The 12509-nt window shown below is 51.7% G+C and carries 7 protein-coding genes; 3 read left to right on the top strand and 4 right to left on the bottom strand.

All coding sequences use genetic code 11. The features are described 5' to 3' along the window. Positions 1–60: 60 nt before the first annotated feature. Positions 61–2913, bottom strand: a complete 2853-nt coding sequence (locus GC097_RS21470) for an ATP-binding protein (RefSeq protein ID WP_246294386.1) — start codon at positions 2911–2913, stop codon at positions 61–63. A gap of 252 nt (positions 2914–3165) precedes the next feature. On the opposite strand from GC097_RS21470, the gene GC097_RS21465 reads away from it, so the two are divergent. After that, entirely contained in the window at positions 3166–4353 is a 1188-nt protein-coding gene (locus tag GC097_RS21465; RefSeq protein ID WP_171685350.1) for an EAL domain-containing protein, read from the top strand. 764 nt (positions 4354–5117) lie between these two features. On the opposite strand, the gene GC097_RS21460 is transcribed toward GC097_RS21465, so the two are convergent. Together GC097_RS21460 and GC097_RS21455 are read right to left on the bottom strand one after the other, a co-directional pair. Further along, positions 5118–7991, bottom strand: coding sequence for a DEAD/DEAH box helicase (locus GC097_RS21460; RefSeq protein WP_171685349.1), 2874 nt, complete (start codon positions 7989–7991; stop codon positions 5118–5120). Continuing rightward, a complete protein-coding gene (locus GC097_RS21455) occupies positions 7979–9571 on the bottom strand; it encodes an SWIM zinc finger family protein (protein WP_171685348.1) in 1593 nt (530 codons plus the stop codon). The genes GC097_RS21460 and GC097_RS21455 overlap by 13 nt, the downstream gene beginning before the upstream one ends. A gap of 191 nt (positions 9572–9762) precedes the next feature. Between GC097_RS21455 and GC097_RS21450 the strand changes: the two genes are divergently transcribed. Together GC097_RS21450 and recQ are read left to right on the top strand one after the other, a co-directional pair. Beyond that, the gene (locus GC097_RS21450; RefSeq protein WP_171685347.1) at positions 9763–10056 is read left to right on the top strand and encodes a hypothetical protein; all 294 of its coding nucleotides are present in this window, start codon (positions 9763–9765) and stop codon (positions 10054–10056) included. Between the two features lie 51 nt (positions 10057–10107). After that, the gene (recQ, locus tag GC097_RS21445; protein ID WP_171685346.1) at positions 10108–11916 is read left to right on the top strand and encodes a DNA helicase RecQ; all 1809 of its coding nucleotides are present in this window, start codon (positions 10108–10110) and stop codon (positions 11914–11916) included. Here recQ and GC097_RS21440 read toward each other — a convergent pair. Beyond that, a complete protein-coding gene (locus GC097_RS21440; RefSeq protein WP_171685345.1) occupies positions 11901–12404 on the bottom strand; it encodes a GNAT family N-acetyltransferase in 504 nt (167 codons plus the stop codon). The genes recQ and GC097_RS21440 overlap by 16 nt on opposite strands. Between the last annotated feature and the right edge of the window lie 105 nt (positions 12405–12509).

Below are 12509 nucleotides of genomic sequence, written 5' to 3'. Positions count from 1 at the left end.
TCGCTTTACAATAAAAAAATCTCCCCTTCCCCAAATCGGAGAAGGAGAGACTAGGCTGATCTAGGCGTCTAACTTCGGCTTCTTAATTTCTACTTCAATCATATCCATATTTTCTTTCATCTCAAGCACATCGATTCCGTTGCGCTGTAGAGTACTGGAGAGAGAGTCTTTGTCCTGCGCCGGAAAAACGTACGCATTGCTTTTCTTGTTATCCAGCAAATTTTTGGCAACTTGGACGAGCCGCTCCATGGAGAAAGGTTTTTTAAGGTATTTCTGAATATCCTTTTCGTGGAAATCAAGCGGCTGATCGAGTGCGGTCGATACAATCACCGGAGTTTGGTAGTACATCGGGTGCCTGGATAAGTCGGAGATGAAATCCCACCCGTTCTTAACGCCTTCAAGATGAATATCCACGATGAACAGAATCGGCTCACCCTTGCAGCGGTTCAGAGCGATGATGCCTTCTTCCGCAGAGCGCAATTGGATCGAAGGGAGATTCAGCTTAGTCAGTGCGATTTGGATCAGTTTGGCGAGGTCGTCATCATCTTCGAAAACAACGATTTTCCCCTCCATGGAAGATAGCTTGTACTGCTCGAATTCAATCCGGAAAGTAGTGCCTTCCCCCATTTGAGACTCGTAGGAGATCTGTCCGTTATGCCCTTCGACGATTTCTTTCACAATGGCTAAACCTAAGCCGGTTCCCCCGATTTGGCGGCGGTCGGAATTATCGACCCGGAAAAACTTGGAGAACATTTGATCATGGGCTTCCTCCGGGATGCCAAGTCCGTAATCCTGCACGGCTGCGACAATTTTACCGTTCGCTGCGGATAAATAAATGTCGACGCGCTCCGCCCCGGGAGAATATTTAATCGCATTGGAGATCAGATTATGGAACACTTGCCGGATCCGGTCCGCGTCAGCCCGTACCCATAGTTCTTGCTCTTGCTGGTGAACAACGATGCTGTGGTTTTGCTTGTCCTGCCATTGATCGACGATATCCTGTACAGTCGGCAGCAAATTAATCGGAGAGAAATGGTATAACTGCCGGCCGGACTCCATTCGCTGCAAATCAAGGAAATCGTTGATTAAATTCGATAAACGGTGAGCTTCTTTATAAATGGTTTCCATATATTTCTTCTGCTTATCATGCGGCAGCTCGCGATGCAGCAGAATCTCGATGAAGCCGAGCACACTGGCCAAAGGGGTCCGCAGCTCATGAGAGACAATGGAAATGAACTCATTCTTCATTTCATCCACGCGTTCTTCTTCTGTCCGGTCACGGAAAACGAAGAGGTACCCTTGCTGTTCCGTATCTTCACTGACGACGGTCGCATAAAGCTCCGCGTGCTGGGGCTGATCGTCAAGCACGAAACCAAAGCGCTGCGTAAGATGCGTGTGCGTGCCGTTAATCAGCGATTCAATCGACGCAGCTGCACCGAAAAAGCTCGTCGTTTCAGCAGCGATAGCGTGGCAGCAAGCCACCAAATTCTCGCCGATGCGCTCATTCAGGCCAAAATAGCGGTTCATCCGGTGATTCGAGAAAAGGATCGTCCCTTCGGAATCACACATCATCATGCCTTCGTGCGCAGATTCCAAAATATTTTGGATCAGGTCGCGTTGGCCTTCGATCAACAGTTTTTCGGCAATGAGTTCATCGTTTAATTCCGCCAAATGAGCGGCTTGCTTCACTCTCTCGTCATTCATCACCTGCGCGAAGAATGCCAAGCCGAATTGACGCACCAAGCCTTTGGTCAGGCGTTGGTTGTTTTCTTGGAACACGGAGCTTTGGTAGCTCGTGAGCAGAAGGAAGCCGATCACCGTCTGTTTATCGTCGTGAAGAGGAACATAATGATCGACGGCATGAGTCATGCCGCCATGCACACCTTTTTCATGCCCGGAGACATCCCGCGTGTGAATCAGATTCGTTCCTTCTTCGAAAACCCGTCTTGCCGGCCCAAAAAGCTCCTTCTGATGTACCTGGATGTGCTCCTTCGGATACCCAATGGAATGTATGACCTCATAGGAGGGAGCCGTGCCCGCGTTTTCCCGTTTCATAACGACAAGGGCCGCATCCTGCAACAGGGAATTCAACAGCGCAGGCAGCGTATGCTTCAAGAAATCTTTGAGCTCCACGTAGCCGGTAAGTTTCTCTTGGTAGGAGGAAATCAGCTCAAGATCTTGTTCCCTCTCGGACAACTTGGCTAAAGTGACCTGCTGCTCTTCCTGCTGCGCAATGATTTCCTCATTCTGTGTTTCGAGGCTTTCGGCCATATAGCGGTAACTTTCCTCGCTTTTACGAAGCTCTTCTTCGGCGTGAATAGCCCGGAAGGAGATGAAGAGGGACAGCACCCCTGCAATTAAAGCGATAATGCCTCCAACCAGTGTAATGGTCCGAGAGGTTTTGCCTGCTTTGAGCGAAGTTTCGTAGGCATTTTCTGTAATCTGTATAATGATCTTCTCGATGCTCGTATGGATGACACGGTAACGATCCATCATTGTCTTGCCGGTTGCCGTCCGGGCCTTGGCTTCATCAAATTTGCCCGCGCGAATCAGTTCCAACTGGGAGTCAAAGAACTTCTGCAGATTGGTAATGGCCGGAATCGCTTGCGTATCCATAATAAGCTGCAGGGTCGGATACTTTTTATCGTACATACGAATGTTGTCCAGATCTTCCTCCAGCTGCTTTCTGCCTGTCGTATAAGGCTCCAAATATTGCTCGATGCCGGTTATCTCATAACCGCGGATGCCGGTTTCCTGATTGATCAGATCGGTTAGCAAGCTGTTCGTTGTTTTGGTGATCGGAATGGAATCATTCACGATCGCATTGCTTTCACTCTCCATATTGCGAGAAGCAATGTAGTTGGATACGCTGACAAAAGCAAGTAAAACCACGATTAAAATAACGTATAGCATGGAGATTCTCGATCTCGTGAAGGTTTTCATAGCCACTTGGTCACCTGAATTCTATATAGAATAAATGATGGATTGAGATTTCTAAAATGAAATTCGACAAGACTCAACAATATTCCTTCAAATCACAATTGTGTTATGTTTTCTCCCATGAATTGGATTGCAAGAATCGACAATGTCGTTTACAATACTATTCATTACCAGGTTCATGTTACGTTTGACAACATGGAGGTTCAGATGAGGAGGGCGCATACCGTGCAGGTTAATGACAGCAGGATTCCGCTGAGACATGAAGTACGTCCATTCTTCCAGCCCATTCTTTCTCTTCAGACGCAGGAGATCATCGGCTACGAGACGCTGGGCAGGCGAATTGGCGGAGATCATGTCGAAAGCTTGGGGCCTTTTTTCAAAAACCCTGATATTCCGGAAGATGTGCAGCTACTCATCGATCGACACCTAAGGGAGCTGGCGATTGAACAGCTTGCCTCCACGCACGACCAAAGTTCATTATTTATTAATTTAAAACCGTCCTGGATTTATCGGACCTATAAACGCACGGGTGTACTGCCTACGATAGAACTATTGCGAAAATATGACATCAATCCGGCGCGTATCGTGATTGAGATTACGGAAGAAGAGTTCACAGGGAAGCTGCATGAGCTTACCCAAATTGTGGAACTGTATCGGGAATTCGGCTGTACCATCGCGATAGATGATGTAGGCAGCGGATTCAGCAACTTTGACCGCATCGCCAGCTTACAGCCAAAAATATTGAAAATCGATCTGAATATATTGAAAAAAAGCGCGATCCACGCGGGTTATAAAGCATTGATGCAATCCTTCTCCATTCTGGCGGCTCAAATGGGCGCCTCCCTGCTCGTGGAAGGAGTTGAAACGAAGCAGGAGCTGCACAGTGCGCTGCAAGTGGGAGCCAGGTATGTTCAAGGCTACCTCTTTTCCAAAGCAGAGCCGTACCTGCAATATAAGGATGCTTTCAAGCCGCTGCTCAAAGAAGAAATGAACCTGTTCGGCCAAGGCGAGTTTCAACGGAACAGCCACCTGTCAGCCATTCATCGAAATTTGGACGCACTCACCCAATCGGCTTCTCGAATTGTATCGGCGGAAGATGCGGACCGGCTTATTGAACATACGATTAATACCGTGACCGGTAATTGTATACGGATTTACATATGCATGGAGGACGGCTCTCAAATTTCTTCCAACTACATCCGCAAAAACGATGCCTGGAACAAAGATGAAAGCTACCGCGGAGCGAACTGGACGTGGCGTCCGTATTTCATCTCCAACATCCTTATGATGAACCTGCAAAAGCAAGGAACTTTATCACAAGTATACACAGATTTGGATACTTCGCATCAAATTCAGACCTACTCCTGTGCGTTGGGTGATGGGTATTATTTGTTTTTGGATTTGATGATTTAGGCAGAGGCACAACTACGACAAGGTAGAGATGCCTCTTTAACGCTTGGCTTCGTTGTATAAAGTACAATGTAAAGGTGGTATTCACCTCGCCATCCCGCCGTTCATTGTACAACATACACTCATTTTGATGAAATAGCCCGAAAACAGTCTAATTCAGCCCGAAACGTTGTACTTTGTACAATATAGGGTGGAGCAGGGGCGGAAATACAGAAATAATGTTGTACGGAATACAACATAGAGTGGAACAGAGACACAATACAGGAATGCTGTGGTACAAAGTACAACATAGAGTGGAACAAAGAGACAATACAGCAATACTGTGGTACGACATACAACGTAGAGAAAGACCGTCAGGCATTAAGCTAGACGGTCTTTTCTTGTCACATGGGAATGGGGAGGCACAAAAGACGCATAAAACGCGTGCCCAGCTCCCTTCAAAGTTAAAGGAACGAGAGGACGCTATTCCACCGATAATAGCTCTTGGAGCCAGCGATGGGGAACTGTGATCCTCTATTTTGCCGTTTTGGTTAGAAAAGGGCTCATTTCAGTGAAATAAGGCCCTGCAGTTCCCCTGAAACTGTGAAAACTCCGTTTTTGGCCTAAATAGCGGCCTGCAGTTCCCTTATATAGCGCGGACTCGCGCATGGTTCAAACAAAGTCCGCTAACGGAACAATACGTCCGTCGCGACGATGCTGCTTGATGCCTCTGCACCAGCATCCGCCGAGACCACCGGGGCCGCCGCATCCACGGCGCTCAGCACGGCCTACGCCTCAACCCACTCGCGGCGCAGCGAGAACAAATCACGCAGCTCGTCAGTCGACAGCTCGGTGATCCAGTTCTCGCCGGAGCCGACGATCTGCTGGCTGAGGCCGAGCTTGCGCTCGATCATCTCGTCGATGCGCTCTTCCAGCGTGCCGAGCGTGACGAACTTGTGCACCTGCACATGGCGCGTCTGCCCAATACGGAAGGCGCGGTCCGTCGCTTGATTCTCGACGGCGGGATTCCACCAGCGATCATAGTGGAACACATGGTTCGCCGCCGTCAAATTGAGTCCGATGCCCCCGGCCTTCAGCGAAAGAATAAACACATTGCGCTGCTCCTCCGCCGGCCGGTCATCAGTATCCTGGAAGTGCGCGATCATGCTATCGCGCCCGGTTTTGGTTGTTCCGCCATGCAGGAACAACACAGGTTCGCCCAGCTCCTGCTGGAGCACATGCTGAAGCAGGTTGCCGGTCTCGACAAATTGCGTGAAGATCAGGCATTTGTCGCCTTCTTGGCGCAGCTCCTGGACCATTTCCAGCAGGCGCTCCAGCTTGTTCGAGCGTCCGCTCCACGGGGCGGACAGTCCTTCCTTGAGCAGCAAAGCAGGGTGGTTGCACACCTGCTTGAGCTTCGTCAGCGCGGCGAGGATGAGCCCGCGCCGCTCCATCGCGGAGAGCGTATCCAACTTGTCGAACATGTCCTGGATATAGTTTTCGTATAACGAGCCCTGCTCGGCGGTCAGCGAGATGAACGTTTTGGACTCGTTCTTTTCGGGCAGATCCAGCTGAATCGCCGGGTCTTTCTTCTCGCGGCGCAGCAGGAACGGGCGGATCAGTTTCTGAACTTTGCCGATGATCTCGCTATCGCGCGTTTTCTCGATCGCATTCACGTAGCGATGCGTAAATTCGCGCACCGTGCCGAGATAACCGGGATTCGCGAAGTCGAAGATCGACCATAGTTCCGTGAGCCGGTTCTCGATCGGCGTACCCGTCAAAGCAATGCGGTGGTAGCCGTTCAAGCGGCGGATCGCAGAGGCTTGCTTCGTATAAGCATTTTTTATATTTTGCGCTTCGTCCAGACAAATGGAGTTCCAGGCGATGCCGCCAAGCTCCGCTTCATCCAGATGGGAGAGCGTATATGAAGTCAGTACTAAATCAATGTTGCCGACTGCTTCTGTAAAGGCAGCTCCTTTTAAACGCTGAGGTCCATAGTGCAGATGCACTTTCAGCGAGGGGGCAAAACGTTTCAGCTCCATCTGCCAGTTGCCAAGAACAGAGGTCGGGCAAATGAGCAGGGAAGGTGCGACAGGCTGCTCGGTCTCTTTGACCGTGAGCAGATAGGTGATCCATTGGATCGTTTTGCCGAGCCCCATGTCATCGGCTAAGCAGCCGCCGAGGCCGAAGCGCCGCAGGAACAGCAGCCAAGAAATCCCGTCCACTTGATAGTGGCGCAGGGAGCCTTGAAAGCTGGGCGGCGGCTCCACCGTAGGAATCGCCGCCGTTTGTGTCAGCTGATCGACCATGTGGCGCAGCTGTTCGTTCAGCTCGACCTCCATCTCGATGTAGCGCATCGCATCGGGATCGTCCTCTTCAGGAAGCAGCCCGGCTGCATCGCCGGCGAAATGCAGCTCCAGCACATCGCGGAAGGAGAGGCCCTGCTTCTTCTGCACCTGCTTCATGATTTGCTCGACTTGCGCCATGAATTTCGGGTCGAGCTGAATCCAGTTGCCGCGAATCTGAATCAGCTTGCGCTTCTCCTCAAGCAGCAGACGGAATTCCTCTTCCGTCAGCTCCAAGTCGCCGACAGCCAGCTTCCAGTCGAATTGCATCAACTGGGTGAGCCCGAACATCGTCTCCCGTCCCGAACCGACGGAAGACTTGATCTTCGCGCGCAGCTTCGGCTTCATCTTGCGGATGCGCTCCCACCAGGCCGGGAGGAACACACTCGTCCCGGCCTCCACGAGCCGCACGCTTCCCTCTGCGAGGAAGCGCCAAGCCTCCTCCTCCGTCAGCGTCTGACGGAGGGCGCCTTCGCCCGCATCCAGCCACGGCAGGATGCGTACCCATTTGGCCGCGTCGCGCTCAACGCGGCTCAGCTCCGGCTGCCATGCTTCCGGCAGCGGCAGTTCGCCCGGCACCGGCTCGCCGGCGGGCGTCACCGTGCGCAGCACCTCCGGCGCAAGCCGGTCCTGCAGCAGTACGCGCAGCTGCCAGCCGGCGCTGTGCGCCAGGTCCGGCTCTGCGAGCTGCAGGCACGTGCGCATAGGCGACCGGTCTTGGCGCCAACCGATGGCGACGAGCCAGTCCTCCTCGTCGAGCCAGAGATCGGCGGCGATTTCACCGCGGCGCATGAGCGGATAAGCGGATTCGAGTTTGCGCAAATTATCTTTCATCATGCCGTCAGCGTCCACCCATTCGGGGATGAGCGCATGAATCCAGCGGGAAACGGCTGGCGATTCCAGCGATTGCAGGTCGGTTGGAAGCTGTAGCTTCCAGCCGATCTCGCCCGCTTTCCATTTCTCATAATCCGGCATGAAGCTTCCGGCTGCCAGTGCCTCGCGAACCGCAGGCGCTAAGCGAATGAAATCCGCGCAGTCTTGATGCCAGCTCAGCTGCAGATGCTGGACAGGCTGCGGATCGCTGAAATAGTCAAGCGCCTCAAGGGGCTGCAGCTCAATGCCTTCGCGATTTTGCCATTCGCTCGGCTCCATGAAGGTGCCGTAGAAGGAAGAGCGGTGCCAGGCAAAGAGCATATTTTTCAAATCAAGGGCGTCCCAAATGCCGCCGTTCTCGCGAGATCCCCATAGGAACAAGGAGCCGCCGGGAAGGGAATTGACATGAACCGTCAGCGCGCTGGTTTCGATCATCGGATCCATTTTCCTTTCTTGAGCTCTTCTTGGAAGGCACGCAAGCGTGAGAATTTATCCGCTAAACGGTACACATAGTGCTCCCAGCGATCGTTTTGGCCTAATTGTTTGTAAAGAGCATGAAGCTTCTTCAGAAGACGGACGGCAGTCTTGTAGGAAGCTCTGTTTTTCTCCAGAACGGCCCGTTCCGCCGCTTGATGATACAGAGGAAGGAGCAAAGCTGCATCGTGCTCTTCGATCGCTTTCAGCTCCAGCGTGTACAGGTTCAGTGGCGAAATGCGGTTTGCGAGCTGTAAATCCACCCATTGGCGGTACCGTTTGGTCTGCAGCAAATAGGCTGTGTAATAATAATACGAGCGAGGCAGCAGAGACTCCATGACCTGTACCCATTCGCTATCGGACTCCAAGTGCTTCGTGGTATCGAGCCAATATTGGCAAAAGGTCCGGAAATCATCGTGATTGGCCTGCGCAATGGACTTAAACAACCAGCGCAGCCATACCAGCATGCTGTTCCACTGTTTATCGTTATAATAATAATTCAGGTACAGGAAATAATCCTTCGCGTTGGGATGAGCCAGAAGCTCCAGCAACTTGAAGGCGCTGTCCGTATCCCCCTGAATAATGTGAAAATGAGCTCTTGCTGCAATCAGCGCATCTTTCTTCCTGGCAAGCTGTTCCTTTTTTGAAAGCAGGGCATCAAGTCGTTGAATCTCCTCTTTCTGCGCCTCTTTTTGGCCGGACAGCTTCCACCAGATGAAGCGATACACGAACAGCCAGTCGATCGGGCTGTCTTTGCCCTGCAGCGCGAATTCCCCGAGCATTTTCAGCGTAGCAAGAAGGTGTTTGGGCTCAGCCGCGAAGATGGCGTTCATATCCATCCCCTGGGCAAGCTCGGTGAGCTTGTCTTCGCAGTTTTTTGCGGCGATTTTGCAGCCGTTTTCGTGATAATAAGACAAATAGGAGCTTTTGGTCTCCTGATAAAATTGTTCGATTTTGCGCATCATGAAAAGCACGATATGAAGCATGTAGATTTCGCGCATCGAGCTCTTCCAATCGGCCGCAAATCCTGGCAGCGACTCCAACGCAGAGTCATAGAACGTTTCAATGGAGTGCTGATGCGAAATCGAAAAGCCATGAAATCTGCCTTCGAAAAAACGATGCCAATCAGCGGGCAGAGCCGTTTCCTCGGGTTTGTTCGCCTTGGCGGCCTCTTTGCGTTCCTGTGCCGGGGAAGCGCCGCGTACGGGCCTTTTCCGGGCGTATATTTGTTGCTTTAACTGTTGAAGAAGCAGCTCCGGCCGTCCATAAGGGGCGTACAAGCTGAAGAACGTTGCCCCGATATGCTGGCAAAAGCCATCAAAGGAACAGCTGCAGGAGCTGTCCGCAAAATGTTCCAAATTCACCGTCGCGTTGTGCAGTCTCTTGCCTGCAACCGTCGCCTGAATGCTGGTGCCCTTCAGATCGACATCCGCCACACGGCCTTTATGATAGTACTCCCAGCCCTGCTCCAGAACGGCAGCATCGAAATGCAGCGGGATTTGCTTGATTAGGTAGTTCATTCGATTTTTGGGAATCTGCAGTTTCAGCATGTGTGCTTTCCTACCCTCCGAGCGGTACATTCCTTCTTCCATAGTAACAGATTTTTTCCGAAATTGCCCATTTCCACAGTTTATGCCAAACGGTATTTTTTTATCCGGGGGAAAATCGGTTAACCCTGCATTCCAACCTATAATATGATAAAGTGAAGACAGAAGGTTAGCTACCGAAGGGAGACTTGATCATGGGTATAAAATTCGGAAGAGAATATAAGGACATTGTGACGGATTTCGTGCGCGGCATTGAGATGGTGGACGGTTTCTATGAGCTGCTGGACATGAACGCGGACGACTGGCAGGAGCTTGAGCAGAATGAGCAGGAGGAATGCCTGCGTACGTTGGCTGACGATATTTTCTATGGATTAGGAAGCAGCCCTGTGATGCAGATCGGTGTGGGCTCGGTTCGCCACGACCCGGGAAATCATGTGTTGAAGGTTCATGATGGGGAAAAGCTGGTTTCCGTCATTTACTTGGTTTAGATAGAGTCTGTTATGTGTTTTTAGTGAGATAAAGAAAGGTGTATACAAGCTATGCTGGATGGTGCACGGAAGGTTTTACAACAAGTATATGGATACCCCGAATTCCGCGAAGGGCAGAAAAATATTATCACCCATCTACTCGAGGGGAAGGACACGCTTGGCATTATGCCGACGGGTGGCGGTAAATCAATCTGCTACCAGGTTCCCGCGATGCTGATGGAGGGCGTGACCCTCGTCATTTCGCCGCTGATTTCCTTAATGAAGGATCAGGTGGATGCTCTGGGTGTGCTGGGAGTTCCGGCTACGTTCATTAACAGCACGCTGGAAGCCAGAGAAGTCGAACAACGGATGCAGGGCGCGATGCAGGGCAAATACAAGCTGCTGTACATTGCGCCCGAGCGGCTTGAATCGGAGCGGTTTCGCGCGCGGATGGCGGCGCTGAATCTTCCTTTTGTAGCCATTGACGAGGCGCACTGCGTGTCCCAATGGGGGCATGATTTCCGCCCCAGCTATGTCTCCATTGCTCCGTTTATTCGCGAGCTTCCGAATCGTCCGATCGTAGCGGCCTTTACCGCTACAGCCACTGCAGAGGTGACGGCCGATATCGCAAGGCTGCTGGAGTTGGATCAAGCGGGCATCTTCGTGAACGGCTTTTCCCGCGATAATTTGGAGCTTACGATTCTCCGCGGAGAGAATAAGCGAGATTACATCCACAATTATGTGAAAGAGCATACGCATCAGCCAGGTATTATTTATGCTGCTACCCGTAAAGATGTGGAGGAGCTGTACGAGTCCTTGCGGAAAAAAGGCTACGCCGCAGGCAAATATCACGCCGGTTTAACGGATGACGAGCGCTCTTATATGCAGGAAGCGTTTCTCTATGACGATATCCGGGTGATGATCGCGACGAATGCGTTCGGAATGGGCATCGATAAATCGAACGTGCGCTATGTGATTCACTATAATATGCCGAAAAATATGGAGGCCTATTACCAGGAAGCCGGCCGCGCAGGGCGAGACGGGGAGCCGAGCGAATGCATTCTGCTGTTCAGTGCGCAGGATATTATGACGCAGAAATTCCTTATCGAACAGAACCAGCTTTCGCCTGAGCGCAAAGCGAACGAGTATAAGAAGCTGCAGACGATGATCGATTACTGCTATTCGCCACGGTGTTTGCGGAATGTTATTTTGCACTATTTTGATGAAACGAATATCAAAGACACCTGCGGCAACTGTTCCTCCTGCAAAGACGACCGCGATACGGTCGATATTACCGTTGAAGCGCAGAAAATCTTCTCCTGCATCCGCCGCATGAACGAACGCTTCGGCATTTCGATGGTTGCTTCTGTCCTCAAGGGTTCCAAAGCGAAGAAAATTGTCGAATATCGGTTCGATCGACTGCCGACGCATGGCATTATGCGGGATTTGCCGGAAAAAGAGATTTCCGATCTGATCAATGTGCTGATATCGGAAGGGTTCCTGCAGCTGTCCGAAGGCCAGTACCCGGTGGTCAGGCTGATGCAGCCAGCAGCGGAAGTGCTTCAAGGGAAGCTGCCCGTATTCCAAAAGGTGCGCAAGCAGCAGGTCAAAGCCGCTGCCGTCGACAATACCTTGTTCGAGCAGCTTCGTCTGCTTCGCCGGGAAATTGCCGCACGCGAAAAAGTGCCGCCGTATATTATATTCTCCGACAGCACGCTGCGTGAAATGAGCGAGAGCTGTCCGACCTCCGAATCCGCCATGCTGCGGATCAAAGGTGTCGGCGAGGTTAAATACCGCAACTACGGGAAGCCTTTCCTCGATCTTCTTCGCACGTATGCGGGAGAGAGCGAGGCCGAGGCGGTTGCTTATGACTTTGAGTAATCGTCGTACACCATGCAGTGAAAAAGCGCCATGCCGGTAGGCGTCCTCTTTTCATACGTATCGGTGATGGAAAAACCGGCACGCTCGTAAGTGCGGATGGCGCGCTCATTCCAAACGAGCACCTCCAAATCGATCTCTTGCCCTGGAGCTCGCCGCAGCGCTTCGCGGGTAATGAGCCGCACGAATTGTTCGCCGATTCCCTTGCCCTTCCCGCAGAGATCCGGACGGAGGCCCAGTCCCAGGCGTGTGACGCCAAGCATCGGGAAGAACTGAACGAAGCCGCATAGGCTCTCTTTTTCATCGACGATGGCTCGGTATTGTTCAGCTCGAATGTCCCCATCCGCGAATTCGGTCTGCTCCCGGAGCATAATGTCCCATGATGGCCAATTGTACAGCTCATAGGGAGACGGGTATTTCCATGTACATACTTCTACGCAGTGCGTGTCAGTTAGGGGCACGACTTGCCAGGGTAAGCCTGCATAGGCCATTTTACTATCACCCTTTCTTCTATTGCTGGAGGTTCACATGGGTTGGCTTTTACATATTCCAGGTAGTTCATGTATTCTGTTTTCTATGCTCATGTTAGGATTACA

The sequence above is a fragment of the Paenibacillus planticolens genome (assembly GCF_013141725.1).
In the GTDB taxonomy this organism is placed as follows: domain Bacteria; phylum Bacillota; class Bacilli; order Paenibacillales; family NBRC-103111; genus Paenibacillus_E; species Paenibacillus_E planticolens.
The sequence above is the reverse complement of the archived record's forward strand: the minus strand, read 5'-3'. Positions and strand labels throughout refer to the sequence as shown.

Excerpts from the sequence above, each read along its gene's own strand:
- GC097_RS21470 (WP_246294386.1), bottom strand. The coding sequence starts at position 2,913 with ATGCTATACGTTATTTTAATCGTGGTTTTACTTGCTTTTGTCAGCGTA.
- GC097_RS21460 (WP_171685349.1), bottom strand. The coding sequence starts at position 7,991 with ATGGATCCGATGATCGAAACCAGCGCGCTGACGGTTCATGTCAATTCC.
- GC097_RS21455 (WP_171685348.1), bottom strand. The coding sequence starts at position 9,571 with ATGCTGAAACTGCAGATTCCCAAAAATCGAATGAACTACCTAATCAAG.
- GC097_RS21450 (WP_171685347.1), top strand. The coding sequence starts at position 9,763 with ATGGGTATAAAATTCGGAAGAGAATATAAGGACATTGTGACGGATTTC.
- recQ (WP_171685346.1), top strand. The coding sequence starts at position 10,108 with ATGCTGGATGGTGCACGGAAGGTTTTACAACAAGTATATGGATACCCC.
- GC097_RS21440 (WP_171685345.1), bottom strand. The coding sequence starts at position 12,404 with ATGGCCTATGCAGGCTTACCCTGGCAAGTCGTGCCCCTAACTGACACG.